The organism is Streptomyces hirsutus (assembly GCF_001418415.1).
Lineage (GTDB): Bacteria > Actinomycetota > Actinomycetes > Streptomycetales > Streptomycetaceae > Streptomyces > Streptomyces hirsutus.
In genome coordinates this window covers 1-25,418 of sequence record NZ_LIQT01000272.1, presented here as the reverse complement: position 1 = coordinate 25,418, position 25,418 = coordinate 1, and the positions used below count along the sequence as shown (strand labels likewise).

At 70.6% G+C, this 25,418-nt stretch carries 24 protein-coding genes and 1 pseudogene; 16 read left to right on the top strand and 9 right to left on the bottom strand.

The window, feature by feature from the left end; translation table 11 throughout:
- From AOK11_RS44045 to AOK11_RS46215, 4 genes are all read left to right on the top strand, one after another.
- On the top strand, positions 1-456 hold a 456-nt coding region (locus AOK11_RS44045), incomplete at its 5' end, for a hypothetical protein (protein ID WP_206188891.1).
- Positions 457-755: 299 nt separating this feature from the next.
- A complete protein-coding gene (locus tag AOK11_RS20670; protein ID WP_055595214.1) occupies positions 756-1,247 on the top strand; it encodes a DUF2975 domain-containing protein in 492 nt (163 codons plus the stop codon).
- Positions 1,247-1,468 (top strand): helix-turn-helix domain-containing protein, encoded by a 222-nt coding sequence (locus AOK11_RS20665; protein ID WP_055595213.1) that lies wholly within the window; start codon positions 1,247-1,249, stop codon positions 1,466-1,468. Before AOK11_RS20670 ends, AOK11_RS20665 begins: the two co-directional genes overlap by 1 nt.
- A gap of 472 nt (positions 1,469-1,940) precedes the next feature.
- The gene (locus AOK11_RS46215) at positions 1,941-2,066 is read left to right on the top strand and encodes a hypothetical protein (protein ID WP_276204835.1); all 126 of its coding nucleotides are present in this window, start codon (positions 1,941-1,943) and stop codon (positions 2,064-2,066) included.
- 225 nt (positions 2,067-2,291) lie between these two features.
- On the opposite strand, the gene AOK11_RS20655 is transcribed toward AOK11_RS46215, so the two are convergent.
- Positions 2,292-3,338, bottom strand: a complete 1,047-nt coding sequence (locus AOK11_RS20655) for an extracellular catalytic domain type 2 short-chain-length polyhydroxyalkanoate depolymerase (protein WP_206188890.1) — start codon at positions 3,336-3,338, stop codon at positions 2,292-2,294.
- A gap of 348 nt (positions 3,339-3,686) precedes the next feature.
- On the opposite strand from AOK11_RS20655, the gene AOK11_RS20650 reads away from it, so the two are divergent.
- Together AOK11_RS20650 and AOK11_RS20645 are read left to right on the top strand one after the other, a co-directional pair.
- Complete coding sequence (locus tag AOK11_RS20650; RefSeq protein WP_055595212.1) at positions 3,687-3,896, top strand: hypothetical protein; 210 nt, start codon at positions 3,687-3,689, stop codon at positions 3,894-3,896.
- Positions 3,893-4,624, top strand: coding sequence for a restriction endonuclease (locus AOK11_RS20645; protein ID WP_055595211.1), 732 nt, complete (start codon positions 3,893-3,895; stop codon positions 4,622-4,624). Before AOK11_RS20650 ends, AOK11_RS20645 begins: the two co-directional genes overlap by 4 nt.
- A 336-nt stretch (positions 4,625-4,960) precedes the next feature.
- Here the strand turns inward: AOK11_RS20645 and AOK11_RS20640 are convergent, their stop codons facing one another.
- A complete protein-coding gene (locus AOK11_RS20640; protein WP_055595210.1) occupies positions 4,961-5,530 on the bottom strand; it encodes an antibiotic biosynthesis monooxygenase in 570 nt (189 codons plus the stop codon).
- Between the two features lie 73 nt (positions 5,531-5,603).
- On the opposite strand from AOK11_RS20640, the gene AOK11_RS20635 reads away from it, so the two are divergent.
- From AOK11_RS20635 to AOK11_RS20620, 4 genes are all read left to right on the top strand, one after another.
- Positions 5,604-6,128, top strand: a complete 525-nt coding sequence (locus tag AOK11_RS20635; protein ID WP_055595209.1) for a (2Fe-2S)-binding protein — start codon at positions 5,604-5,606, stop codon at positions 6,126-6,128.
- A gap of 11 nt (positions 6,129-6,139) precedes the next feature.
- Entirely contained in the window at positions 6,140-7,168 is a 1,029-nt protein-coding gene (locus AOK11_RS20630) for an FAD binding domain-containing protein (protein WP_055595208.1), read from the top strand.
- Positions 7,165-9,411 (top strand): xanthine dehydrogenase family protein molybdopterin-binding subunit, encoded by a 2,247-nt coding sequence (locus AOK11_RS20625; RefSeq protein ID WP_055595207.1) that lies wholly within the window; start codon positions 7,165-7,167, stop codon positions 9,409-9,411. Before AOK11_RS20630 ends, AOK11_RS20625 begins: the two co-directional genes overlap by 4 nt.
- A 248-nt stretch (positions 9,412-9,659) precedes the next feature.
- Entirely contained in the window at positions 9,660-11,045 is a 1,386-nt protein-coding gene (locus AOK11_RS20620) for a DEAD/DEAH box helicase (RefSeq protein WP_079034980.1), read from the top strand.
- 286 nt (positions 11,046-11,331) lie between these two features.
- On the opposite strand, the gene AOK11_RS20615 is transcribed toward AOK11_RS20620, so the two are convergent.
- Positions 11,332-14,013, bottom strand: coding sequence for a SpoIIE family protein phosphatase (locus AOK11_RS20615; protein ID WP_420903005.1), 2,682 nt, complete (start codon positions 14,011-14,013; stop codon positions 11,332-11,334).
- Between the two features lie 653 nt (positions 14,014-14,666).
- Positions 14,667-15,551, bottom strand: a complete 885-nt coding sequence (locus AOK11_RS20610) for a LysR family transcriptional regulator (protein WP_055595206.1) — start codon at positions 15,549-15,551, stop codon at positions 14,667-14,669.
- 84 nt (positions 15,552-15,635) lie between these two features.
- Between AOK11_RS20610 and AOK11_RS20605 the strand changes: the two genes are divergently transcribed.
- Genes AOK11_RS20605 through AOK11_RS20595 form a run of 3 tightly spaced genes read left to right on the top strand, consistent with a single transcriptional unit; the run spans position 15,636 to position 18,174 of the window.
- Positions 15,636-16,841 carry a thiolase family protein gene (locus AOK11_RS20605; protein WP_055595205.1) on the top strand — a complete coding sequence of 402 codons (1,206 nt, stop codon included), beginning with the start codon at positions 15,636-15,638 and terminating at the stop codon, positions 16,839-16,841.
- Positions 16,838-17,509 (top strand): 3-oxoacid CoA-transferase subunit A, encoded by a 672-nt coding sequence (locus tag AOK11_RS20600; protein WP_055595204.1) that lies wholly within the window; start codon positions 16,838-16,840, stop codon positions 17,507-17,509. The genes AOK11_RS20605 and AOK11_RS20600 overlap by 4 nt, the downstream gene beginning before the upstream one ends.
- Positions 17,506-18,174: a 3-oxoacid CoA-transferase subunit B gene (locus AOK11_RS20595; protein ID WP_055595203.1), complete on the top strand. Its 669-nt coding sequence runs from the start codon at positions 17,506-17,508 to the stop codon at positions 18,172-18,174. Before AOK11_RS20600 ends, AOK11_RS20595 begins: the two co-directional genes overlap by 4 nt.
- 239 nt (positions 18,175-18,413) lie before the next feature.
- Here AOK11_RS20595 and AOK11_RS20590 read toward each other — a convergent pair whose 3' ends face one another.
- Entirely contained in the window at positions 18,414-19,382 is a 969-nt protein-coding gene (locus AOK11_RS20590) for an alpha/beta fold hydrolase (RefSeq protein ID WP_055595202.1), read from the bottom strand.
- A 348-nt stretch (positions 19,383-19,730) separates the two neighbouring features.
- Between AOK11_RS20590 and AOK11_RS20585 the strand changes: the two genes are divergently transcribed.
- Positions 19,731-20,180 carry an SRPBCC family protein gene (locus AOK11_RS20585; RefSeq protein WP_055595201.1) on the top strand — a complete coding sequence of 150 codons (450 nt, stop codon included), beginning with the start codon at positions 19,731-19,733 and terminating at the stop codon, positions 20,178-20,180.
- 273 nt (positions 20,181-20,453) lie between these two features.
- Positions 20,454-21,314 carry a sulfurtransferase gene (locus AOK11_RS20580; RefSeq protein WP_055595200.1) on the top strand — a complete coding sequence of 287 codons (861 nt, stop codon included), beginning with the start codon at positions 20,454-20,456 and terminating at the stop codon, positions 21,312-21,314.
- A gap of 166 nt (positions 21,315-21,480) precedes the next feature.
- Here the strand turns inward: AOK11_RS20580 and AOK11_RS20575 are convergent, their stop codons facing one another.
- Positions 21,481-21,723 (bottom strand): hypothetical protein, encoded by a 243-nt coding sequence (locus AOK11_RS20575; protein ID WP_055595199.1) that lies wholly within the window; start codon positions 21,721-21,723, stop codon positions 21,481-21,483.
- A 64-nt stretch (positions 21,724-21,787) separates the two neighbouring features.
- Positions 21,788-22,048 (bottom strand): annotated as a pseudogene (locus tag AOK11_RS40285) (RNA polymerase sigma factor); the annotation flags it as partial.
- A 205-nt stretch (positions 22,049-22,253) separates the two neighbouring features.
- On the opposite strand from AOK11_RS40285, the gene AOK11_RS20570 reads away from it, so the two are divergent.
- Complete coding sequence (locus AOK11_RS20570; RefSeq protein WP_055595198.1) at positions 22,254-23,648, top strand: hypothetical protein; 1,395 nt, start codon at positions 22,254-22,256, stop codon at positions 23,646-23,648.
- A 400-nt stretch (positions 23,649-24,048) separates the two neighbouring features.
- Here the strand turns inward: AOK11_RS20570 and AOK11_RS20565 are convergent, their stop codons facing one another.
- Together AOK11_RS20565 and AOK11_RS45170 are read right to left on the bottom strand one after the other, a co-directional pair.
- Positions 24,049-24,558 (bottom strand): hypothetical protein, encoded by a 510-nt coding sequence (locus AOK11_RS20565; protein WP_055595197.1) that lies wholly within the window; start codon positions 24,556-24,558, stop codon positions 24,049-24,051.
- A 315-nt stretch (positions 24,559-24,873) separates the two neighbouring features.
- Positions 24,874-25,418: sulfurtransferase (locus AOK11_RS45170; RefSeq protein ID WP_276204834.1), on the bottom strand; the 545-nt coding region annotated here is incomplete at its 5' end.

Sequence of the window (25,418 nt, the reverse complement as noted above, 5' to 3'; positions counted from 1 at the left end):
GTAGATGCCTCCTCAGAGATCCTTCGAAGGGACGGGTCGTTGGGCCTGCCAGACAGATCGCAGTTTGGCGACCGCTCGCTGCGCTGCCTCGCGGGGGTCGGGGCGCGGGGCGGGGGCCCTTGGGCCGGCCAGGTCCCGACCGTTGAGCGACTGCGCGAGAACGGCAGTCCAGTCGCTCCGGTGCGCCACGGCGACGTGTCCGTCCTCGTGCACCGCTTCGTCCTGCCAATCATCGGGCGGTGCCATGAGGACATGAAGAGAGTGTTCATCGAGCCATTCCAGGCCCAGAACCTGCCGGCCGAGTTCGTGCTCGATGAGAGAAGTGACCACGCCCGTTTTGAGGTGCGGAAGAATTGGCTCGCCCTCGAAGAAGTAGCCACCGTCATACCTTCCGGTGCCTATCGCGAGCGGCGAACGCCTGGGGTGGAAGGCCATCGCGTGAACGGGGAAGCGTGAGCGGATGGGCGCGCTGCGGACAAAGGAGCGGCTCTTGTAGACGGCGGCCGGTGTGGTTCGACCGGGTACATCCGTGCCTGCCACGGCTAGGGCTTCGGCGTAGTCGGGTGGCATCCGTTTTGTGCTCAAGCGACGCCGGCTTCGACAAGATCAAAACGGTTCGCGCGAACGCCATGCCACTGGAGGGGCGGCGGCGTCCCGCCACGGCGCGAAGCCGCCGCCCGCTCTCCGTCCCCAGCCTTTGCTTCATCTATCGAAATTCGATAGATTCTGATCGTAACTCGATGGAAGGTTGGGTCGTGGGAAAGCTGACAGTGGGTGTGTTGCGCGCCGTGCTCGTGGTGGTGCTCGTCGGCACCGTGTTCGTACAGGCAGGGATGGTGTGGGCGTTGGTCAGCGGGAGCGACCCGGAGGACGGATCGCTCCCGCTGACCCCGCTGCGCGTGATCACGATCCTGGGCATGGTGTCGGTCCAGGTCGCCCTGGTCTGCGTATGGCGGCTGGTGACGATGGTGCGACGCGGAACCGTGTTCTCCCCTACCGCCTTCCGGTACGTGGACGGCGTGATCGGCGCGATCGTGGCGGCTGCCCTCGTGTGGTTCGCGGTCACGGCCCTCAATGCGCCGGGCCAGCGGGACGATCCGGGCGTCACCGTCATCATGGGTGGGGTCGGCGTGGCCATCCTGGGGGTTGCGCTCATCGTGCTCGTGCTGCGGATGCTGCTCGCCCAGGCCGTCGCGCGCGACGTCGAAGCGGCACAGATGCAGGCCGAGTTGGACGAGGTGATCTGATGCCGATCGTCGTCGACATCGACGTGATGCTGGCCAGGCGGAAGATGTCCGTGGGCGAGCTCGCAGACCGCGTAGGCATCACGCCCGCCAACCTGGCGGTACTCAAGAACGGCCGCGCCAAGGCGGTGCGCTTCGCGACGCTCGCCGCGCTCTGCGAGGTGCTCAATTGCCAGCCGGGCGACTTGCTGCGCTGGGAGGCCGAGGATGCCGCGGGCGGATGACACGCCCAGGGCGGGCGTGAAAACGTCTGGCACCACCGGCCCGTAACACGGCACGTGGACCGCATGGACGTGGATCACCGATCACCCGCAGCGCCGCCCCAACCCCCTTGGTCGGATTCCGGTTGACCTGCACCGCACCGTCCTGGCCTGCGAACGTGCTCCCACCACAAGCCCCCGTCCTTCCAGCGCGGAAGGGCGGGGGTTCGTCCATGGGAGGCAGCCAGGGCTTCACCGTGGTCGCTTGACACCCGACTCGTGACGATCTGTTAGTTCGACGGGGTTCTGGGGACGTGACAGGCGCGGACTTCCAAGATCATGGAGTTCTCGACGCCCTGTGATCCGAGTGGAAGACCGTGCCTGCCGACGCATCATCGCCGATCCCGCCTGCCTTCGACCAACTTCGCGAGCATCCCAGGGCCGTGCCCGAGGAGATCCCGGGCCTGCTGGAGCGACCGGCTCCGCACCCCGCGCCATGGCGACCTGGCGCAACCTCGCCATCGGCGCCCTTCGCCTCGCCGGGAAGAGCAGCATCGCCGCCGGCCTCCGGCGCAACGCCCGCGACGCCAGCCGACCGCTCGCCCTCCTCGGAATCACATGATCATGAAACGGATGTCACGCGACTACGCCGAAGCCCTGGGTCGGGGACGGACGGACGCCGATCACCTCGGGGAGTCGAGCGGGGCTTGACTGAACTCCCGCGGTGTCCCGGGCGATCGGTGACGGTGTCCTTCGGATCCTAAGATGCCCGAAAGAGTCGCTTACTGCGAGGGGGAAAGCGCGCCGGGGCGATCCTGCGGTGCCAGCCCGTCCCGGCGCGTGAGCCTCAGCCGCCGAGTGCGGTGACCATGTTCATGATGGTCTCGACCTGGGCGCCGCCCTGGATGGGGTAGTTGGTGGCGCCGAGGTAGCCCCACCAGTCCCAGCATCCGTTGGGGTTCACGGCGGACGACGTGGCCTGCGGATACAGGACGATCATCTTGTTGTTGTCGGCGTACTGGTTGAGGTTGGCGCGGTCGACGAAGGTCGTACCGATCTTGTCGTACCCCTGCTTGCAGCCGTGCAGGGAAACCATCAAGCGGCAACTCGATTCCGACTCACAGGCTTTGGGGACGTAGGCGAACCCGGAGCTGCCCATGCTCAGGGTGCTCGCCAGTCCGTTGACGGCGTGGGTGCTCTGCCCGAACTTGACGAGCTTGCCCGTCAGCGGTCCGGTGTTGGGGGAGGAGACCGAGCCGAAAAGCTTCTGCAGCAGTGCTCTCTGGGGGTCGGTGCCGCAGTTGTTCATGTACGGCGCGCTGTTCGCGGTGCAGCTGTTGGGCCCGTACGGGGTGACCCAGGAGTGCCCCGCCGCAGAAGTGTTGTCGTAGGTCACGTTCGCGCCGAAGTGCTGGTAGAAGGCCTTCCCGGCATCGCCGACCGAGGGCTTCACCGTGGTGTCGTTCTTGCCCTGGTAGAGGTACACGGGGCTGCCGGACAGGTTGCTGACCGGGTCGATCCACCCGTAGGAGGACCAGGTGGAGGCCCTCGAGGTCAGAGTGCTCAGATAGGTGGGGTAGAGGGTGTCCCCACAGCCGTACAGGGCTTGGTAGACGTTGTTCTGCGCGCAGTAGTACGGTCCCGCCCCGAAGATCGCCGCGCCTTTGACCTTCTTCGAGTAGGCGACGTGCAGCTGACCGGCCATGTAGCCCCCGGAGGAGATTCCGGACACATACACGCCGGATATGTTGTGGTCGGTGAGACTGCCCGACACCGGGGGAACCGTGTGGGGAGTGGCGGCCTGGGCGGTACCTGCCGACGCCAGCAGGGCTGCCAGGACGGAGAGGATCAAGGCGGGGGACCACCAGAAGACGCGTTGATGGGTTCGCATCATGTGCACCTGTTCCCTGGGGCTTGCGGTCCGGTCAAGGGCACCGGTCCGTGTGGTAGCGGAACCGTAGAGGCGACACGAGAACACTGGCGATGTGTGCGGCACACATCAGACAGCGCATCACAGTGGCTCAAAGACACTGGTCCTGCAGCATGCCACGAGCGGCCAACCCGACCGCGTCCCGCTACCCCCATACAAGTCGGCGGTTCAATTCGGCCAGATCCGATCGCTTTGTGTCATTCGTCGGCAACCGCCTTCCACATCACCGAGGCGCGGCTAAACAAGAAGGCTGGGGCGGCGTGTTGCCTTCCCCATGGGGTGTTGGCCGGACGGCGAGGGGGGTCTGGACGGTTGCTGACCATCAACGTGGCGGTGCTGCTCGCAGTCATTGTCGTCTGGCGGCTGCGGCGGCGTACGGAGGCCCGCAGTCGCTTCGACGAGAAAGTGACCGTCGTGATCGTCCTGGCGCTGGGGGTCCTGCTTGCACCCACTCCGGTAGGCCAGGGGATCCTGGACATCTTGGGGCAGCTCGCGAGCGGCGTTACGCAGGCCGGCCGATGAGCCCCCGCGCGCGCAGGGGCCGGGCGGCGGCGACCAGGCGCCCGCCGGCGCGACGGCGCACCCGCGGGCCCGGCAGGCGGCGGCAGCGGGCGGACGACCGGCTGGTCGGTCTCCTCGTGGCCGTGGGCCTGGCCGTCGCCCTGGCGGTGGCCGTCGTCAACTGGCTGATGGCCCACTGGTGGGTCATGGTCGTCATCGGCGTGCTCGCGGTGCTGGCCGGCGGCGGCCGGCTCTACCAGAAGCAGCAGCAGGCACGGTGGGAAGCGGTCCGCGCGCAGGGTCTGCGGTACGGGCTGTCCCAGCTGGACGCCCTGCACCACTCCCGGTTCGAGGACGCGGTGCGGGACCTGATGCGCCGTGACGGCTGTGGGGACGCGGTCCGCGTCGGGGGCGGCGGCGATCTGGGCGCCGATGTGAAGGCCATCGACCCCTACGGGCGGCGCTGGGTGATCCAATGCAAACACAGGCGCAGCGGCCTTGCCGGGGCCGCCGTGGGCACACCGGACCTTCAGGTCCTCAACGGCACCGCCCGACAGGTCCACGGCGCCGACGTCGCGGTGATCGTGACGAACGGTCGGGTCACCGCACCGGCCGTGGCCTTCGCCCAGCAGCAGCGCCTCCACGTGGTCGACCGCCACACCCTCGGAGTCTGGGCGTCCGGCTCACTTCCCTTGTGGGAGCTGCTGCGGGCCGTCCCGCCGCCCCGCAGACCGACCGCCCTGTCCTGAGCAGACCGCAGCCGTGGCCCGTCACCGAGTCCTTCGGACAGGCGCCGCGGATTTTCACGTTGTGCCGGGAGCGAGCCGAGCGGGCGGGAGCGGCGCCAGGGGAGACCACGGCCCGCTGGGGAAGTCGGCGTGAGGTGGGCGCGCGGGGTTCAGGGGTGGCGAGCGAGGACGTCGTCGATGCGGGATGCGTCGGCGCCCCGGGCCGCGGCGGCCGGCGCCATGAAGCCGAGCACGGTCTGGATGTCGTCACGGCGGGCCGGACCTCGTTCGTGACCGCCGCCGTGAGGAGCGGTGAGCCGGGCGCCCGACCCAGGACGACATGCGGGTGTGTCCCGGTCAGGATGTCCGGTGTTCCGGGTACAGCCACCGTCGAAGCAGGCGGCTCATGAGCGGCATGACCGCGTAGGTGAGGAGGGGGGCGAGGACGATCGGGAAGACGAGGGTGCGTGCCGCCAGCGGCCAGGTGTGGAAGAACTCCGCGAACAGGCCGTCGTAGAGCAGGGCGAAAGGGTAGACGGCGAGGATCGTCACCAGTGACATCTTCCAGCGCGCCGGCGGCCGGGCCGCGCCGTTGGGGATGTTGAACCACGTCTCCAGGCCGGTGGTGGTCAGCTTCGGGTGGGCCGGGCGGCCGTAGGGTTTGACTCGGGCCTGCCAAGCGGCTCGCTGGGGTGACGTCATCCAGCGGTCCAGGCTCTCGGTGTCCGCGAAGCGGACGACCGCGTGGTAGCGGTGGCTGTCGTCCTCGGGCCGGAGCCAGGTGACACCCCGGTGTCCCGTGAAGGCGGCGGCCTCCGCCTCGACCCCGTGGGCCCACTGCTCGAATTCTGTCTCCCCGCCGGGAATCACCTCCCAGGTGTAGACCACTGTCACCGCTTCTCGGGCTTCAGTTACACGCTGGTCCATATCGTAAATCTTACGTTTGCGACACTTTTGGGTGTCTATGAGAATGAAGGGGTGGTTCTTTGGGAGGTGTGTCATGCCCGTACGCGGCCCTGCCCTCACCGAGCAAGACGCAGCACTGCTGGAACAAGGCCCGGGCCCGGTCCGGGTCGGACTGTCGGTCAACGGCGCCAAGCGCACCCTGGACATCGAGCCGCGCGTCAGCCTGCTCGACGCGCTGCGTGAACACCTGCACCTGACGGGCGCCAAGAAGGGGTGCGACCAGGGAACCTGTGGGGCGTGCACCGTGTGGGTCGACGGGCGGCGCGCGCTGGCCTGCCTCACCCTCGCCCTGACCTGCGAAGGCCACGAGATCACCACCGTGGAAGGGCTGTCCGAGGACGGCGAACTGCACGAGATGCAACGGGCCTTCATCGCCGAGGACGCCTTCCAGTGCGGCTATTGCACTCCCGGTCAGATCATGTCCGCCGTTGCGTTGGTCCAGGAGGGGCATGCCGGGGACGACGACGAGATCAAGGAGTGGATGAGCGGCAACATCTGCCGCTGCGCGGCCTACCCCCACATACGGGCCGCGATACGCGCCGCCCGCGACCGTATGTAGGGAGGCACCCAGTGCGGCCCATCACCTACCTCCGCGCGACCGACACGGCGAGCGCCGTCACCGCCGTGAGCACCGACCCCACCAGCGACTTCCTCGCCGGCGGCACCACCGAGGTCGATCTGCTGCGCCAGAACGTGCTGAACCCCCGCCGCCTCGTCGACATCAACGATCTCCCGCTGACCGATGTCGAGGGCACCCCGGCAGGAGGGGTGCGTATCGGAGCGCTGGCCCGGATGAGCGACGTCGCCGCCGACCCCGTCGTCCGTGAGCGTTTTCCGCTGATCGCCCAGGCGCTGGAGCTGGGAGCGTCCGCGCAGCTGCGCAACATGGCGTCCATGGGAGGCAACCTGCTGCAGCGTGTGCGCTGTTCGTACTTCCGCGACGCGGAGTCCCCCTGCAACAAGCGTGAGCCCGGCACCGGTTGCTCGGCCGTCGAGGGCTTCAGCCGAGGGCACGCGGTGCTCGGCACCAGCGAGCACTGCATCGCCACGCACCCCTCGGACGTGGCCGTGGCGCTCGTCGCGCTGGACGCCCAGGTGCGCACGACGGGCCCGCACGGTGAACGCACCTACGCCATCGACGACTTCTTCCTCCTCCCCGGCGACTCTCCGCACCGCGAGCACCCCCTGGAGCACGGTGAACTGATCACCGGGATCGAGGTGCCGGCCACGCCTGTCGCCCGGCATTCCCACTACCTGAAGGTCCGGGACCGTGCCTCGTACGAGTTCGCGCTCGTCTCGGTCGCGGCCGCGCTCTCCGTCGTGGACGGCGTGATCGCCGACGTACGGATGGCGCTGGGCGGGGTGGCCACCAAGCCCTGGCGGGCCAGGCGGGCCGAGGATTTCCTGATCGGCGCGCGCGTCCAGCGGGACGACTTCGCCATGGCAGCCCGTGTCGAAATGGCCGATGCCCGGCCGACCCCCATGAACGCCTTCAAGGTCGAACTCGCGCAGCGCGCGATCGTCCGCGTCCTCGACCTGCTCAGCGACGGAACGGGAGACGGGTCCGAGCCCGGACCCGGGGCCGGGAGCCCGTCATGACCACCATGCCCACGACGACACCGTCCGCCATCGGACAGCCCCTCGACCGCGTCGACGGCCGTCCCAAGGTCACCGGGAGCGCGCACTATTCCGCCGAGATCCCCCTCCCGGACATGGCGTACGCCTACGTGGTCGGCTCCCGCATCGCCGCCGGACGGGTCTCCGGGATCGACGCGAGTGCCGCAACGGCCGAGGAAGGCGTACTCGCGGTCCTCACCCACGAGAACCTGCCGAGGATCGCGGAGCAGCCGCCGCTCGTGCCCTCGCTCGCCGGCACGGCGGCGCCCGGACAGACGTACTTCCCGATGCAGGACGACATCGTCCACTACGCCGGCCAGCAGATCGCGCTCGTTGTCGCCGACACCTGGGAACGCGCCCAGCACGCGGCGCACCTGCTGCGTGTCTCGTACGAGGAGACCGCCCCGGTCACCACCCTCGACCAGGGCCGGGACCGGGCGTACGTGCCGGAGAGGATCTTCGGAGGGTGGATACCGGGGCGCATCGAGCGCGGCGACGTGGAAGCCGGGCTGAGGGACGCGGACGTGCGGGTAGAGGGGACGTACACCTACGCGGCGAACCACCACAACCCGATCGAGCCGTCCAGCACCACGGCCCTCTGGGACGGTGACACCCTGCTGCTGTACGACTCCACCCAGGGAGTCAACGCCACGCAGATGACCGTGTCACGGCTGCTCGGCGTTCCGATGCAGAGGATCCGGGTCATCGGTCACTACGCCGGTGGCAGCTTCGGCTGCAAGGCGATGATCCATGCCCACCCGACGCTCGCCGCCATGGCGGCCCGAGAAGTCGGCCGGCCCGTCAAGCTCGCCCTCACCCGGGAGCAGATGTTCACCTCCGTCGGCCATCGGGAGGAGCAGGAGCAGCACGTGACGCTCGGCGCGACGCGCGAAGGCCGGCTGACCGCCATACGACACCACAAACTCTCCCCGACCTCCCCCTTCGACGACTGGGCCGAACCTTCCCTCGGCACCTCGTCGCAGATCTACGCGTGCCCCCACTACGAGGGCGTCTACCGGTTGTTCCGGGCGAACACCATGACCCCGACGTTCATGAGGGCGCCGGGTGAAGCGAGCGGTATGCACGCGCTCGAGTGCGCGATGGACGAGCTCGCCCACGAACTCGGTGTGGATCCCGTCGAACTGCGGCTGCGCAATCACACCGACGTCGACGCCATGTCGGGCTTCCCCTGGTCCAGCAGCGGGCTGCGGGAGTGCTACGAGCGTGGAGCCCGGCGGTTCGGCTGGTCCGGGCGTGATCCCCGGCCGGCCATGCGCCGTGAGGGCGACTGGCTGATCGGCACCGGCATGGCCACCGCGACGTATCCCGTCGCCCCGCTCGCCAACCCGCAGCGCGCCCGCGCGCGCCTCTACGCCGACGGGACGGCGGTCGTCCAGGCCGCCACCCCTGATTTCGGCACCGGCGTCGCCACGGTCATGACCCAGGTCGCCGCCGACGGACTCGGCATGAGCGTGGAACGCTGCCGCTTCGAGAACGGGGACACCGACCTGCCCAACATCGCCGCCGCGGTGGGCTCGGCGGGCGCCGGGATGATCAGCGCGGCCGTGCACAGTGCCGCCACCGCCCTGCGCGGTCAGCTCGTCAACAAGGCCGTGGCCGACGCCGGTTCACCTCTGCACGGCGCGGACCCGGTCGACGTCGTGGTCCGGGACGGCGTCATGACCGCCGGGACCGCGTCCGAGGCGTACACCGATCTGCTGCGGCGCAACGTCCAGCCGGACGCCGAAGCCTTGGGCCAGTGGAATCCGCCCGCCCACGACATCCCCTACGGGATGATGACCTTCGGCGCCCAGTTCGCCGAGGTCGCGGTGGATGCGGAACTGGGCCTGGTCCGGGTGCGGCGCATGACCGGTGCCTTCGCGCCGGGCCGGGTGCTCAACGCCAAGACGGCCCGCAGTCAGCTGATGGGGGGCATGCTGTGGGGGCTGGGGCAGGCGCTGCTGGAAGCCAACCACATGGCGCCGGACACCGGCCGCTGGGCCAACTCGAGCCTCGCCGAGTACCTCGTCGCCGTCAACGCGGACGCTCCGGACGTGGACGTCGAGCTCATCGAGGTCGAGGACGACATCGTCAACCCGTTGGGTGTGAAGGGGGTCGGTGAGATCGGCCAGGTCGGCGTGGCGGCGGCGATCGCCAACGCCGTGCATCACGCCACCGGACGCCGGGTGCGCAAACTGCCGATCACGATCGAGGACCTCCTTTGAACCTGTGGGTGAAGGTGGAACTCGGGCTGGTGCCGAGCCGGGCCCGGTCGTGCTTCTCCGACACGATCCACAAGGCGAGGAGGGGACGGCGAAACGAAGGATGTGGGCGCCGGCGCAGGTGGAGAAATCAGTGCCGGAGGCGCATTCCGGGCCGCTGATAAGCTGTGCCCGCGCTTCATTACACCGGGGTCCGTACCGAACGGTACGGACCCCGGTGCGTTCCGGGCGCCAGATCAGGAAGGTGCCTCATGAACGCGAAGCCGTCGGCCTCCGGACTCTCCAGCGGTGGCACGTCCCCGCGAGTGACAGCGTCCCCGGAGGTGACCCCGGCCGCGTCCTTCGACGCGTTCGGGCTGCCGCCGGAGCTGGTGGAGACCATGGGAGAGCTCGGGGTGACGGAACCGTTCCCCATCCAGGCGGCGACGCTGCCCGACGCGCTGGCCGGCCGTGACGTCCTGGGACGGGCGCGGACGGGGTCCGGCAAGACGCTGGCCTTCGGGCTCGCTCTGCTCGTCCGCACGGCGGGCCGGCGGGCGGAGGCGAAGCGGCCGCTCGCGCTGGTCCTGGTGCCGACCCGGGAGCTCGCCCAGCAGGTGAGCGACGCCCTGGCACCGTACGCGCGGAAGCTGAACGTGCGACTGGCGACGGTGGTCGGCGGGCTGTCGATCAACCGGCAGGTGGCGGAGCTGCGGAGCGGTGCCGATGTGCTCGTCGCGACGCCGGGGCGGCTGGCCGACCTCGTGTCGCGCCGGGACTGCCATCTGAACCACGTGCGGATCACGGTGCTGGACGAGGCGGACCAGATGTGCGACCTGGGGTTTCTGCCGCAGGTCTCGGACATTCTGGAACAGGTTCCCTCCGACGGGCAGCGGCTCCTGTTCTCGGCCACGCTCGACCGTCACGTCGAGCAACTGGTGCGGAGTCACCTGAACGACCCGGTCCACGCGTCGGTCGACCCCGGGGCGGGCTCGGTGAGCACGATGGACCACCACGTCCTGACCGTCCATCCCGCCGACAAGTACGCCACGGCGACCGAGATCGCCGCTCGGGACGGCCGGGTGCTGATGTTCCTGGACACCAAGGCGGCCGTCGACCAGTTCACCCGTCATCTGCGGGCCAGTGGTGTGCGGGCCGGCGCCCTGCACAGCGGCAAGTCTCAGCCGCAGCGCACGCACACGCTCGCCCGGTTCACGGACGGTGACATCACCGTGCTGGTGGCCACCAACGTCGCGGCGCGGGGCATTCACATCGACGCGCTCGACCTCGTCGTCAACGTCGATCCGCCGGCCGACCCCAAGGACTACCTGCACCGTGGCGGGCGCACAGCGCGGGCCGGACAGGCCGGGACCGTGGTCACCCTGGTCACTCCCGCCCAGCGGCGCGAGGTGAACCGGATGATGTCCGACGCCGGTATCCGGCCGACCGTCACCCCGGTGCGCTCCGGCGAGGCGGCGCTGACCGCCCTCACCGGTGCGAAGCGCCCGCCGACCGGGACGAAGGCCAACGGCGGCAACGCGCCCTTCCGCGGCCTCGGCAGCCGTCCGGGGCGTCCCGTCAAGGAGTCCCGCAAGGCCGCCGAAGCCCGCAAGGCGGCGGAGGCCCGTGCGGCGGCCCGGGTGCGCAGGGGCCGCTGACCCCGGACGGACCCCGGGTCCATGCACCGGGCGGCGCACCCGGCGGCGCCTGAGGAGCGGCCTTCCGCCGGCTGTGCGTGGCCACCGCGCTGCGGGACTCCTGGGCTGTGCGACGAGGGGCCCGTTCCCGATCCGAAGCCTCGACGGCGCCACGGTCCGGGACTCCTGGTTCCACGGCGCCCCCTTCACGACCTGGCTGCGTCGCCCCTTCCGGGAGGCCGTGGGCCCCCTGCCCCTGCCCCTGACGTCGCATGACCGAGGTGTCGCAGAAGGAGGAAGGGCCGGGTCAGAGGGTCGTGTCGGACCACAGGTCGAGGACGTCGTCGCCGCTCATGGTGTCGCCGGGATCGCCCGGCGTTCCGTCCAGTGTCTGCTCGGTCCAGATGACCTTGCCGGTCGGCGTGTACCGGGTGCCCCAGCGTTCGGCGTAACGGGCGACGAGGAACAGACCGCGTCCGCCCTCGTCCGTTTCCGCCGCCTGGCGCAGATGGGGTGAGGTGCTGCTGCCGTCGGAGACCTCGCAGATCAGGTTGCGGTCCCGCAACAGGCGGACGTGGATGGGAACGGTGCCGTGCCGGATGGCATTGGTGACCAGTTCGCTGAGGATGAGCTCGGTCGTGAAGCTCGCGTCCGTCAGGTCCCATGCCGCCAGTTGGCGGGTGACGTGGGCGCGGACGCTGGACACGGCCGCGGCTTCGGGGGGCACGTCCCAGTCGGCGACCCGCTCGGGGTCGAGCACCCGGGTGCGAGCGACCAACAGGGCGACGTCGTCGTTCCCGCCGTTCGGCAGGAGGGCGTCGAGCACCGCGTCGCAGGTCTGCTCGGGAGTCCGGTCGGGGTGGGACAGTGCGTCGCGCAGGATTTCCAGACCGACGTCGATGTCCCGGTCGGGGGTCTCGATGAGCCCGTCGGTGTAGAGGACGAGCTGGCTTCCCTCGGGCACATCGATTTCCATGGTCTCGAAGGGCAGACCGCCCAGGCCCAGCAGCGGACTGGCGGGCAGGTCGGGGAAGGACACGGTGCCGTCCGGAAGGACGAGGGCGGGTGGCGGGTGCCCGGCCCGGGCCACGCTGCACCTGCCGACGGCCGGATCGTAGACGACGTACAGGCAAGTGGCTCCGATGAGCCCCTCGTCGTCACCCTGGTCGGCCCGTTCCCGGTCGAGCCGGGCCACCAAGTCGTCCACCCGGGCCAGCAGCTCGTCCGGCGGGAGGTCGAGGGTGGCGAAGTTGTGCACCGCGGTACGCAGCCGCCCCATGGTGGCCGCCGCGTGCAGACCGTGCCCCACCACGTCCCCGACCACCAGTGCCACCCGGGCGCCGGACAGTTCGATGACGTCGAACCAGTCCCCGCCCACCCCGGCCTGGGCCGGCAGATAGCGGTGGGCCGCCTCCAGCGCGCTCAGGTCCGGCAGGTCGCGGGGCAGCAGACTGCGTTGCAGGGTGACCGCCAACGCGTGCTCGCGGGTGTAGCGGCGGGCGTTGTCCAGCGCCACGGCGGCCCAGGCGGACAGCTCCTCGGCGAACAGCACATCGCCCTCGTCGTACGGTTCCGCTCGCTCCGAGCGCCAGAAGTCCACCGAGCCCAGCACCGTGCCGCGAGCCCGCAACGGTACCGCGATCAGGGAATGGAAACCGTGGCCCAGGAGCTCCTCCGCGCGGTCGGGGGCCAGTGTCCGCCATCCCTCGGCGGCGCTCAGATCCGCCTCCAGCACCGCGCGGCCGCTCTTCACGCACCGTGCCTGTGGAGTGGCGTCGGGGAAGCGAACGGTTTCGCCCACCGCCATCAGCGGCAGGCCGGTGTGGACGGTGCTCACGCCGGCCCGCTGCATGACGGTGCTCCGGCTGGTCGGCTCCTCGCCGCGCAGCACCTCCGCGGCCAGGTCGACGGTGACCAGGTCGGCGAAGCGCGGAACCGCCACTTTGGCCAGTTCGTGTGCGGTGCGTTCCACGTTCAGGGAGGAGCCGATCCGCGCCCCTGCGTCGTAGAGAAGGTTCAGGCGCTCCCGTGAGGCCTCGGCGCGACCGGACAGAGCCCGCAATTCCGTGGTGTCCCTGAGTGTCACCACGCTCCCGGCACCCCTGTCGTCGGGCACTGTGCGTCGCTTGCTGACCGCCACCAACCGGTCTGCCGAGAGGAGCACCTCGTCGGTGGCCGTCCGCTCCGAGGTCATCAGTTCGACGATGTCCGGGCTCAGACCCAGGTCGGTGACCTGCCGCCGCTCCGCGTCCGGCGGCAGGTCCAGCAGTCGCCGCGCCTCGTCGTTGGCCAGCACCAACTGCCCGTCGTCCCCCACGATCAGCACTCCCTCCCGCACCGCGTGCAGCACCGCGTCGTGGTGGTCGTACATCCGTGTCATCTCCACCGGGCCGAGACCGTGGGTCTGGCGCAGCAGCCGCCGGCTCACCAGGGCGGTGCCGCCCGCGCACACGGCCAGTGCCCCGCCCGCGGTCCCCAGGAGCACCGGCAACTGCTCGGCCGCCATGCCGGCCACCCTGTGGACCGTGATCCCGACTCCCACCGTGCCGACGATCGTCCCGTCGGACCCGGTGACGGGGACGTACGAGACCACCGCGCGGCCCTTGGAGGTGTCGATCTGCTGGGTCCGGGGGGAGGTCGGCGGCTTGAGCGGGCCGACGACGGCCTTGCCGATCTTGGAGGGGTCGGGGTGCGCGTAGCGGACCCCGTCCGACGAGTACACGACGATGAGATCCACGTCGGTCACCCGCACGATCCTGTCGGCGATCGGCTGCAGCACCTCGGACGGGTTGGGTCCGGTCATCGCCGTCAGCGTTTGAGGGGAGTACGCGAACGTCGTGGCGACGGCCCGGGACCGGGCCTCGGCCTCATGGATGCTGTTGCGCTGTGCCTGGAGCACGAGAGTGACCACTGCGGCGGTGATGATCAGGGCCACGACCAGGATCTGCAGCACGAACACCTGGCCGGCCACGCTCCGCACCCGGAGCAGGGGCCGCAGCCGCCCCGAGAGCCGCGCCGGCCAGGGACCGTCGTCACGCCGGTTCCGCTGTCGGCCCTCCTGCCGGTCCCGTTGCTGCTCCTCCTGCCGGTCCTCCTGCCGGTCCTCCTGCCGGTCCCGCTTCCGGGCCCGGTGCCGGACGGAGCCCAGGCGTGCGGCAAGACCCCTGAAGCCGCGGGGCGAGGTGCCGGGAGGGCGACGGGAATCTGCTGTCACTGCTTCGTTCGCCTCCTCCGCGGCGATGTACGGGCCGTCCCGGTGCGGTCACCGTCCACCGGACCACCCGCCCGCCGGACCTGCCCTGCGAAAGCCGGGGTGTTCGGGACACCAGGAGCAAACAAGCTTCAACATGTACGTTATGCGCATTCCTTACGAACGGGTCAACGGTACTCGCTCAGGGCCACTTCGGTCCGGTCGGGTGCGGCCGTCCGGTGCCGCCGAGCAGGGGCAGTGCGGTCGTGGCCGGTGCCGTGGCCGCCGAGGGCAGTGGGAGCGGGCTCGTGTGCGCAGGACGTCGGGCGGCTGGGTGCAGGGCGCCGGGCGGCACGGGCCGGCCGCTCGGGGCGGCCGCGCCGTGAGGCGAGGCCCCGGCTGATCCTCCAGGGCAGCGGTTCCGGGACGCCGGTTCCTGTTGGCTGTGCGCCTCAGCCGCGGACGCAGTCCTCGATCACCGAGGCGACCTGTTCGACCGCGGCCGAGACGCGGTGCGTGCGCCGGGCCAGTACCAGTTCGACCGACTCGGGGCTGGTGAGCGGTACGTAGGTCACGCCGTCGAGGCTCAGGCTCTGCACCGACTGCGGCACGAGGGCCACGCCGTGGCCGGCCGCGACGAGGACGACCAGGGTGGCCGTCTCGCCGACCTCGAGGAGCGGGGCGGGCTGGAAGCCGGCCCGGCGGCAGGCGGAGAGGACCCGGTCGTACATCGAGGACCGGGACTGCGAGGGGTGGATGACGAACGGCTCGTCGGCCAGGGCCTCCAGCGGGATGTCCGGGAGCCCTGCCAGCCGGTGGTGGGACGGCAGTACGGCCACCAGTGGTTCGGACCGCAACGGTGTGATGCGGATGTCCTCCTCCGGCGCCGCGCCCCGCAGGACGGCGAGGTCGAACGTGCCGGAGAGCAGGCCCTCGACGAGCAGCGGGGTGAGGAGTTCACCCCGCAGGTCCAGGGTGACCTTGGGCAGCTTCGCCCGTACGGTGCGGGCCACCCGCGGCAGGACGTCGTAGGTGGCCGTGCCGATGAAGCCGACGGAGACCCGGCCCGCATGGCCGGTGGCCAGCTCCCGCATGTGGGTCCGCGCGCGTTCCTCCTCCGTGACGAGGGCGCGTGCGTAGTCGGTGAGATGGCGGCCGGCCTCGGTCGGCTCGACGCGCCGGGTGGACCGGTTGAACAACGAGACGCCCAGCTCCCGCTCCAGTTGCTTGATCTGCTGGGAGAGAGCCGGCTGCGCCACGTGCAGGCGGGCGGCCGCGCGCCCGAAGTGGCACTCCTCGGCCAGGGCGAGGAAGTACCGGAGCTGACGGAGTTCCATGGACCCCATTTTATAAGGCCTGCTTATGAATCGATGCCTACTAGGTCTTGGACATGATGAAGCGGGCGCTCGTACGGTGGGGGCGTGAGCGACAGTTACCTTTACGCAGCAGCACGAACGCCCTTCGGCAAGTTCTCGGGCGCCCTCGCCGAGGTCAGGCCCGACGACCTCGCCGCGGTGGCTGTCACCGGGACCCTGGCCAAGACCCCCGGGCTCGATCCGGCGGAGATCGACGACGTCGTCTGGGGCAACGCCAACGGCGCGGGCGAGGACAACCGCAACGTCGGCAGGATGGCCGTCCTCCTCGCGGGACTGCCCACCTCGGTCCCCGCCACGACCGTCAACCGGCTGTGCGGGTCCTCCCTGGACGCCGCGATCATCGCCTCCCGCGCCATCGAGACCGGCGACGTGGACATCGTGCTCACCGGCGGCGTCGAGTCGATGACCAGGGCGCCCTGGGTCCTGCCCAAGCCCTCGCGCGCGTTCCCCGCCGCGGACGTGACCGCCGTGTCCACCACCCTCGGGTGGCGGCTGGTCAACCAGCGCATGCCTAAGGAGTGGACCGTCTCCCTGGGCGAGGCGAACGAGCAGCTGGGCGAGCGCTTCACCATCGCCCGCGAGCGGCAGGACGCCTTCGCCGCCCGCTCCCACAACCTCGCCGACGACGCCTGGAACGCCGGTTTCTACGACGACCTGGTGGTGCCCGTCGTCACGGACCGCAAGGGCACGACCGTCACCCGGGACGAGGGGATCCGCCCCGGTTCGACCGCCGAGAAGCTCGCCGGACTCAAGCCCGTCTTCCGCCCCGACGGCGTCATCACCGCCGGCAACGCCTCCCCGCTGAGCGACGGCGCCTCCGCGGTGCTCCTCGGTTCGGGCGAGGCCGCCGCACGCATCGGCACCGACCCCGTCGCCCGCATCGCCGGCCGGGGCGTGTCCGCGCTGGACCCGCAGATGTTCGGATACGCCCCCGTGGAAGCGGCGAACCGGGCACTGAAGGGCGCGGGGATCACCTGGTCCGACGTCTCGGCCGTCGAGCTCAACGAAGCCTTCGCCGTCCAGTCGCTGGCCTGCGTGGACGCCTGGGACGTCGACCCGGAGATCGTCAACGCCAAGGGCGGCGCGATCGCGCTCGGCCACCCCCTGGGCGCCTCCGGAGGCAGGCTCCTGGGCACCCTGGCCCACCGGCTGAAGGAGTCGGGGCAGCGGTGGGGCGTCGCCGCCATCTGCATCGGAGTCGGCCAGGCGCTCGCCGTGGTCCTGGAGAACGTCTCGGGAGGCAACCGATGACCACCCTGCTGTGCGACCACGCCGACGAGGCGGTGGCCGGGATCGAGGACGGCTCGACCGTGCTCGTCGGAGGGTTCGGAATGGCCGGCATGCCGGTCGACCTGATCGACGCCCTCATACGCCAGGGCGCCAAGGACCTCACCGTCGTGTCCAACAACGCCGGCAACGGCGACACCGGACTCGCCGCGCTGCTGGCCAAGGGACGGGTCCGCAAGGTGATCTGCTCCTTCCCGCGCCAGGCGGACTCCTGGGTGTTCGACGACCTCTACCGCACGGGCCGGATCGAACTCGAGGTGGTCCCCCAGGGCAACCTCGCCGAGCGGATGCGAGCGGCCGGGGCCGGCATCGGCGCCTTCTTCTGCCCCACCGGAGTCGGCACGCTCCTCACGGAGGGCAAGGAGACCCGCGAGATCGACGGCCGCACCTACGTGCTGGAGTACCCGATCAAGGGCGACGTCGCGCTGATCGGCGCCCACCGCGCCGACCGCATGGGCAACCTCGTCTACCGCAAGACCGCCCGCAACTTCGGACCGGTCATGGCCACCGCCGCGACCACGGTGATCGCACAGGTCCGCGAGATCGTCGAGACCGGCGCCATCGATCCCGAAACCGTCGTGACCCCCGGCATCTACGTCGACCGTGTGGTGAAGGAGGCCGACCGCGCATGACCACGACCCGAGTGATGAACGAGCAAGGTCCGCTGAACAAGCAGGACATGGCCGCCCTCGTGGCGCGCGACATCCCCCAGGGCGCCTTCGTCAACCTGGGCATCGGGCAGCCGACCCTCGTCGCCGACCACCTGCCCGCCGACTCCGGCGTGGTCCTCCACACCGAGAACGGCATGCTCAACATGGGGCCCGCCGCGAAGGAGGGCGAGGTCGACCCCGACCTGACCAACGCGGGCAAGATCCCGGTGACCGAACCGGCGGGAGCCTCCTACTTCCACCACGCCGACTCGTTCGCGATGATGCGCGGCGGCCATCTGGACATCTGCGTCATGGGCGCCTTCCAGGTCTCCGCCACCGGCGACCTCGCCAACTGGCACACCGGAGCACCCGACGCCATCCCCGCCGTCGGCGGAGCCATGGACCTGGCGATCGGCGCCAAGAAGGTCTTCGTCATGATGACGCTCTTCACCAAGACCGGCGCCCCCAAGCTGGTGCCCGAATGCACCTACCCGCTCACCGGCCTGCGCTGCGTCGACCGCATCTACACCGACCTCGCGGTCTTCGACATCACCCCCCAGGGCCTCCGGGTCACCCAGACCTTCGGCACCACCCTGGACGAACTCGCCGGCCGCCTGGACGTGCCACTGCTCGCCGCCGAGGCGTGAGAAACGGGCCGACAGCCCGCTCGACCATGCGCTGATGGCCTGCCCTGGACCACCGGGGCAGGCCATCAGCGCATGGCCGGGCACCGCGACGCCCGGCGGACGGGAGTGGGGCACCGGCCGAAGAAACATGGACGTCGATACCTCTTCGTCTTCCGAGAACTCCGAGAACTCCGAGAACTCCGAGAACTCCGAGAGTTCCGAGAGCCCCGCGAGTTCCGAGAAGATCTTCAGCGGCCGTCTCAGGCGCGGCGGGACCGGACGACCAGGGCCGTGCCCCCGGCCACCGCGAGGACCGCCGCGCCGCCGAGGACCGCGGCCTGCACACTCGCGCCGGTCTTGGCGAGGCGGGGGTGCGAGCCGTGCGCGGCCTGCAGGATCAGGTCGGTGATGTCGCCCGGATTGGTCTCCATGACGGCGTGCGGGGCGTCGACCTCGACGGTGGTCGAGCCCGCCCGCTTCGCCATGAAGCGCAGGTTCTCGGTGCCGATCGTGCGGTCGTCGGTGGCCACGAGGTACCACGAGGGGATCGTCTTCCAGGCGGCCCCCTTACTCGGCTGGGTGTTCGTGGCCACGTTCGCGGGCCGCTGTGAGGCGGCCAGGGCGTTCGCCCGAGCCGCGTCGAGCCGGTTGCTCAGGAAGACGTCGCTGAATTTGTCCGGCTTGATGTACAGGTCGACATCGTCGGGGCCGCCGCCGAGCGGCACGGCGTCCAGTGCGGTGGGGACGGGGGCCTGGGGGTCGTCCGTCAGATGACTGCCGGGGTGCTTGGCGACCAGCTGCAGAGCCGTCTCGCCCTTGTCCGGGGCGAACCCCGCGACGTACACGAGGGACTTGACGTTCGGGTTGCCGGCCGCCGCGTTGGTGATCACCGAACCGCCGTAGGAGTGACCGACGAGAACGAGGGGGCCCTTGATCGACTTCAGTCGGGCGGCGAGGTAGTCGGAGTCGCCGGAGAGGCTGCGCAGCGGGTTCGCGGTGGCGACCACCGGATAGCCCTGAGCCTGAAGGCTCCGAATGACCTTGTTCCAGCCCGAGGCGTCCGCCCAGGCGCCGTGCACCAGCACGATGGTCGGCTTGGCGCCCTCATGGGGTTCGGCCCCACCGCCGCTCTCGGAGGCCACGGACGGGCCGGCGGCCGTCAGGGCCGCGGCGGGGAGGAGGACGGCCAGGGGGAGTGCCCGCCGGGCGGCGTGCCGTATGTGCTTCATAACCACTCTTTCGCCGAGGGGAATGACTGCACGACGACACTGCGTTCCACCGGCTGGTGCGGCACCATGAAATGGTCCGGTCGAGTGAAGACCACGCCGGCGGACACAGCCGCTCAGGGAGGTCACGGCAAGTACCGAACGAGACCGTGAATCGGCGCCCGGCCCTCGTCGGGCGGACGGCGCCGCAGGGCCTCGATCGGCAACTGCGAGCCCTTTCACCCCAGCGGTGCGCCATCCGGTCGGGGCCGAGACGCCTCAGGCCGGCGCCCTTCTGCCCGGCGCCGATCTTCGCTTCCGCGCCGGCACCGCAGCCACGGTCCGAGTGGTGTGTCTTCGCAGGGAGAGAACATGAGCACCCGGTTCGATGTCACCGTAAAGATAGACCGGCCCATCGAGGACGTCTTCGCCTACCTCGCCGACGGCCGCCACGACCCCGAGTTCAGCCCCCGCGTGCTGGAGATCGAGAAGAGTCCCGAGGGCGTCACCGACGTGGGCACCGTCTTCCACAGCACCGTCAAGGACAGCGGCATGAAGTCCCGGCGGGACTTCGAGATCAGTGAACTGATCGCCCCCACCCGTATCCGCTGGCACGAGGTGTCCCACCACTCCATCACCGCCGACGACGGTGGCTACGACCTCGAGCCCACCGCCGACGGCGGCACCCGGGTGCGCCTCTTCAACGTCCTCGAAGGGCACGGCCTGGGCAAAGCACTCCTTCCTCTCGCGGGCAGCGCGGCACGCAAGGACGCCCCCGCCTTCGGCCGGCGCATCAAGGCCGCCGTCGAGGCCTCGGCCTGACCGGCGGTGCCGGGCCCTCCGACCCTTTGTGCTGGGCAGATGATGGGCACTGACCTGTGCAAATGGCCTTTCGGCTGTTTCACGCCCGCACCTGTCGGCGCAGCGGAACGTCTCGGAGAAGGCCCAGGAGACTTCTGCGGTCTGCGGCCAGATGCGAGGCCCTCGAACCACCCAAATGTCCGAATGCTGAGACATGTTTCTCAAACAGGTACGTTTGCGGGAGACCTCGGCGTTTTGCCGGGGGCCGTATGAATGCGAGGAAAGGGAACACTCATGTCTCACCCCCTGCTGGTGGACCCGGCCTGGTTGCACGAGCGCCTCGGGGACCCCGCGATCCGGATCCTGGACGCGACCACCTTCCTCACCCAGCCCGAAGGCGACGGCTACTACGACGTCGAGTCGGGCCGCCAGGCGTACGAGAAGGCCCACATCCCCGGCGCCGTCTTCGCCGACCTGCTGAACGACCTCGCCGACCCCGACGCGGCCACCACGTTCACCGCGCTCGACAGCGAGACGTTCGCCGCCCGGCTCGGGGCTCTCGGCGTCGGCCGCGGCACGCACGTGGTCATCTACGACCAGGGCCCGAACATCTGGGCCACCCGCCTGTGGTGGAACCTGCGCTACGAGGGCTTCGACGACATCTCGGTGCTGAACGGCGGTCTCCCCGCCTGGACCCGGGCGGGCCACGAAGTCAAGAGCGGCGTGGAGTCCAACGAGCCCGCCGTGTTCACCGCCCGGCGCCGTCCCGAGCTCTACGCCGACAAGGACGCGGTCCTCGCCGCGATCGAGGACCCCGGCACCCGGCTGGTGAACTCCCTCGACCGGCCGACCTTCGCGGGTACCCGCCAGACCTACGCCCGGCCGGGCCGCATACCGTCCAGCACGAACGTTCCGTTCCCCGAACTCGCCGACTCCGACGGCCTCTTCCGCGGCCCGGACGAAGTCCGCCGGCTCTTCGACGACGCCGGCGCCCTGGACGAGTCCAAGAAGGTCATCACGTACTGCGGCAGCGGCATCGCCGCCACCGGCCTGGCCTTCCAGCTGGCCGTCCTCGGCCGCCCCGACGTCGCGATCTACGACGGTTCCCTCACCGAGTGGGCCGCCGACCCGGCCCTCCCCCTCGAAGTCGACTGACCACACGGATGCCGCCGCACCCCCTCCCGACTCCAATGAGACAGGTCGAACGGGGTGCGGCGGAACCTCGGATGCTGATGCACCGGCGCGCCCGGCGGGCCGGCCCTGACCAGCCCCGGCACCGGCCGAACCGGTCACACCGCTGGGTGACCGGGCGAGATCGGGGTCAGGATGCCCCGACCCTGGGCTCGTCCCCCACGCCTTCGCCAACTCCGCGAGGCGCGACGATGCCGTTGCCGATGAGGGCGACGGAGGTGACGACGGTGCCGGCCTTCCCCCAGGCGTTGTCCTCCAGGAGGACCGTGCGCTCGCCCAGGAGTCGGGCCGTGCTCTTGTCGAAAATCCACTCAGTGCGTTCGCCGTCGTGTGTTCGGGCGACGGCGACCCCGTGTCGGCCTGCCGCGTCCACGGCGTCGGGGATGACGTCGACTCCGGGGATGAGAGCAGCGGCCCGGTAGAGAGCCGCAGAGGTCTCGGACCGCCCGGGCGGTGTTGGGCATCACGTTGGGCGCGATGCCCCAAAGCCACGCTCGGACGCTCCTGACTTCCTCGCGCAGCTTGTCGCGTAGCCGCCAGGCCTCCAGAAAGGTGAGTGACATGACGTCCTCGGCGAGGGCCCAGTCACCCGTCGTCCGGATCGCATGGGCATGGACGACGCGCGCATGCTCGTCGAAGATCTCGGCGAACGCCGCCCGATCGCCGGACCGGACCCGTTCATGCAAGAGGAAGTCCACAGCAACAAGTGTCCGCACAGGTACATCGGTTCCACTTCCTCTCCGCCGGAGTAAGAGCACCTGACGTGGCGAGGGCTCTCGGTGATCACGTGCGGTGGCATCCCGGCCCGTGGCAGGATGACGGCATGTTGACCCGAAAGGTCGAGGCCGCGTAGGCGTCCGCAGGAGAGGCTGCGTGCAAAGCGACGGGCCGGGGAGCTGAGACATGGTCGCCTTCCACTCCTCCGCGCTGGACGGAGTCGCCGCCAACCCGGCCCTCCCCACACCGCTGTTGCTGCGGCTGATCGCCTTCGACGGCGGGGGCCACGGCCCGCCCTTCCAAGCCCTCCACCGGCCGGGGCTGCCCGAGCCGGCCGTGGCGGCTGTCCTCACCCACCCGGTGCTGAACGCGCGAGTCCTGTTCGCGACGAGCGGCCAGGCGGAGCCCGAACAGCGAGCCCGGCTCGCGGACGACCCCTCGCCCAAGGTGCGGGCCGCCGTCGCATACGGACCCGAGTGGACCCGCGATCCCCGGACGAAGGTCCGTCCGCTGCCGGACGCCGTGTGCGGGCGTCTCCTCGAAGACCCCGAACCGCCCGTCCGCAGCGCGCTGTTGTACTCGCCCCACCTGGCGCCGTCCTTCCTCGCCTCCCTGGTCCGGCATCCCGATCCGGCCGCACGACGTGCCGCCCTGCGCGTCTGGGACGAACTGGCGGCGGACGGGCGCGCCACACTGCTCGACGACCCCGACCCCGAGGTACGGCGGTCGGCCGCGCTGTGCGCGTGTCCGCACGACGCACAGCTCACGGCGGCGCTGCTCCGCGACCCCGCCGCCCTGCCCGAGACACTGCGCCGGGGGCTTCTCGACCGCGCGGACGCCGAGCGATTCCTCGCCGAGGGCGTTCACCTGGTCGAACTCGCCGGTAATCCGTCCCTGCCGGCCGACCTCGTGGACCGGCTCGCCGTCGACCCCGACGACGGGGTGCGGCTCGCCGTCTCCCTCCGGCCCGAGCTGACCGAAGCCCGACGCGCCGCGATCGACTTCACCGTGGCCCCGCACGCACGGGGTGACGTGGACTGGGTGGCGGCCGGCATCGCCGATCAGGAGGTGTTGCGGCGGGCCGCGGCCTCCGCCCATCCTCTGCTGCGCCGTGCCGCGGCCCGCAGCCCACATCTGCCCTCAGATCTCCTGCGGCTTCTGGCCGAGGACGCGGACGTCGTCGTGCGCACCCACCTGGCCGTGTATCACCCCGACACCCCGGAGGAGGTTCTGATGAGCGTGTACGCACGGCTCGGCGGGACGTTCTCCGCCTGGATGGCGACCGGCCACCCCCGTTTCCCCCGCGAGGGGCTGGCCGCCCGCTACGCGGACCATCCGGACGGGATCTACCGACAGTTGGCTGTCCGCGACCCCGCCGCCGGCCCCGATCTGATCGAGCGGCTCAGCCACGACCCGGATGTCCGGACGCGCCAGGCGGCGGCCCGCGACCCGCGCCTGGCGCTTCCCCGTCTCCTCGAGGCCCTCGCCCTGCCCGAGCTGGCTTCCAGCGCGGGTGCCAACCCGGCCCTTCCCCCGGGTGAGATGGCCGTGGTCATGGACGAGGCCGGGGTGCCCGGATGACGGCGGGCGCCCGGAGCGACGCGGCCGAGGTGCTCGGGGTCGATCCGCGTGTCCGTGGTCACCGCCCGGCGGGCCACCCGCGTCCCGGACGACTGCCCGCCCCGACCGGCTCCAGGTACACCGCTGCACAGCCGCCACAGCGCGACCAGCTCTGCGGGTAGTCCGTACCTGACGTACCGCATCAGCAGGGAGTCGGCGGTGGCGATGTCCTCCTCCGCGGCGGGCGGTAGGAGGGAAGCAGGGAAGACCAGGGCGTGCTCGGCGAGCCGGCCGGTCAGGGTCTGCCAGGCTGCTGCGACCCGCTCGGTCTCACCATGTGCTTGAACAGACATCGGCCACCTTGCAAAGGGTCGACACCGTGCCCCCTTCCGGGTCGGTCGCGCGGGGCTGGGTGTCTGCGTCAGCACCAGCGGGTGCGGGGGCAGTTCCAGCCGCCTCCGCCGCCTCCGCCGGACGAGCCCCCGGAGCTGCCCGAGCTGTCCGGCAGGCCGTTCGGGAAGGCGCTGTTGCGCTCCCGATCGCCGGGGAAGGGGTCGCGGTAGTCGGGGTCGCCGTCGTCGTCCCGGTCCGGCAGGCGGGGACTGTCGCCATCCTCCCGCAGCAGCGGACGGCCGGTAGTCAGCAGCGAGTCCGCGAGTGAGGCGAGCGACTTCTTCGTCCGCTCTCCGGCGAGGGTGGACTGCTCCCAGTCGCCCAGGCGCGCCTTGTAGTCGTCGATCGGCTTGTGCAGCGGCTCGCCCCACACGTCGCGGTGCCGGTCGAGGAACCGCTCGGCGGCGGCCAGCGGGTCGGGGATGCCGGCCTCCATCGTGGTCGCCGGTTCGCCGTGGCGCATCGGGTTGGCCATGGTCGGCCCGACCCCCGAGCGGTGCAGCAGTCCGACCATGCCGTCGTGGACCGTACCGCTCACGCGGGCGACATCTCCGAACTTGCCGATGTCATCGGGAGGATCGCGGAGAGCACGCCGACATGTCTGATTTCTGCGACAGCCTCGCGGCCTTTCCAACGCCCGACAAAGACCCGTCCCGCAGGGGTTTCGCCGCGTACCGCTCCCTGCTGGCGGCTTCGCGGGTCCGGTGCGTCGTCGCGCGGAAGCCGCCGGTCCGCCCGTGGTGCCGGGACCGTTCCGGGGAAGGCTTCACGCCGTCCCGCCCGGGCGGGAGCGGGTGCCGGGGGTGCCGGGGGGAATGACCCGGCACCCGCACACGGTACGGCGGGCGGCGGTTCAGCTGTTCGCGGGCGGCGTCCGAGTCATGGGCAGGGACGGGTCGGCCGACCATTCCTCGATGGATCCGTCGTACACGGTCACGTCGTCCCGTCCCAGCAGGACCAGGACGAACCCGAGCAGCGTCGCCGAGATGCCGCCGCCGCAATAGAGGAGCGTGCCGGTGTCGGTGGGCAGAGAACTGACCGCCTCCTCCAGCTCCGGGCGGGGCAGGAACCGGCCGCGGGAGTCCAACAGCCGGTCCTTGGCCGGCAGGTTGAGGCTCGTGGGGATGTGACCGCGGCGGGTGTACCGCGTGGGCGCCCAGCCGTGGAAGGCGTCCTCGCCGAGCGCGCACACCAGGACCCGGTCGGGGCGCGAGCCGTTCATGACGTCGAGCACCTCGGACTTGTCCACCAGGGTGCCGCGCTGCTCGGCCGGCCAACCGGCGGCGGGCGCGGCCGGGTCGGCGGCGTCCAGGTCGGCCGCGGGGCCGGAGGCGACCGGTCCGCCCTGGGCCAGCCACTCCTGCAGACCGCCGTCCAGGACGGCGGTCTGCAGGAGTG

Bases quoted from the DNA above. Each gene is read 5' to 3' on its own strand.
- AOK11_RS20610 (WP_055595206.1), bottom strand. From the start codon at position 15,551: ATGGAACTCCGTCAGCTCCGGTACTTCCTCGCCCTGGCCGAGGAGTGC.
- AOK11_RS20600 (WP_055595204.1), top strand. From the start codon at position 16,838: ATGACCACCCTGCTGTGCGACCACGCCGACGAGGCGGTGGCCGGGATC.
- AOK11_RS20635 (WP_055595209.1), top strand. From the start codon at position 5,604: ATGCCCGTACGCGGCCCTGCCCTCACCGAGCAAGACGCAGCACTGCTG.
- AOK11_RS20595 (WP_055595203.1), top strand. From the start codon at position 17,506: ATGACCACGACCCGAGTGATGAACGAGCAAGGTCCGCTGAACAAGCAG.
- AOK11_RS20585 (WP_055595201.1), top strand. From the start codon at position 19,731: ATGAGCACCCGGTTCGATGTCACCGTAAAGATAGACCGGCCCATCGAG.
- AOK11_RS20655 (WP_206188890.1), bottom strand. From the start codon at position 3,338: ATGATGCGAACCCATCAACGCGTCTTCTGGTGGTCCCCCGCCTTGATC.
- AOK11_RS20645 (WP_055595211.1), top strand. From the start codon at position 3,893: ATGAGCCCCCGCGCGCGCAGGGGCCGGGCGGCGGCGACCAGGCGCCCG.
- AOK11_RS20665 (WP_055595213.1), top strand. From the start codon at position 1,247: ATGCCGATCGTCGTCGACATCGACGTGATGCTGGCCAGGCGGAAGATG.
- AOK11_RS46215 (WP_276204835.1), top strand. From the start codon at position 1,941: ATGGCGACCTGGCGCAACCTCGCCATCGGCGCCCTTCGCCTCGCCGGG.
- AOK11_RS20590 (WP_055595202.1), bottom strand. From the start codon at position 19,382: ATGAAGCACATACGGCACGCCGCCCGGCGGGCACTCCCCCTGGCCGTC.
- AOK11_RS20620 (WP_079034980.1), top strand. From the start codon at position 9,660: ATGAACGCGAAGCCGTCGGCCTCCGGACTCTCCAGCGGTGGCACGTCC.
- AOK11_RS20580 (WP_055595200.1), top strand. From the start codon at position 20,454: ATGTCTCACCCCCTGCTGGTGGACCCGGCCTGGTTGCACGAGCGCCTC.
- AOK11_RS20570 (WP_055595198.1), top strand. From the start codon at position 22,254: ATGGTCGCCTTCCACTCCTCCGCGCTGGACGGAGTCGCCGCCAACCCG.
- AOK11_RS20625 (WP_055595207.1), top strand. From the start codon at position 7,165: ATGACCACCATGCCCACGACGACACCGTCCGCCATCGGACAGCCCCTC.
- AOK11_RS20640 (WP_055595210.1), bottom strand. From the start codon at position 5,530: ATGGACCAGCGTGTAACTGAAGCCCGAGAAGCGGTGACAGTGGTCTAC.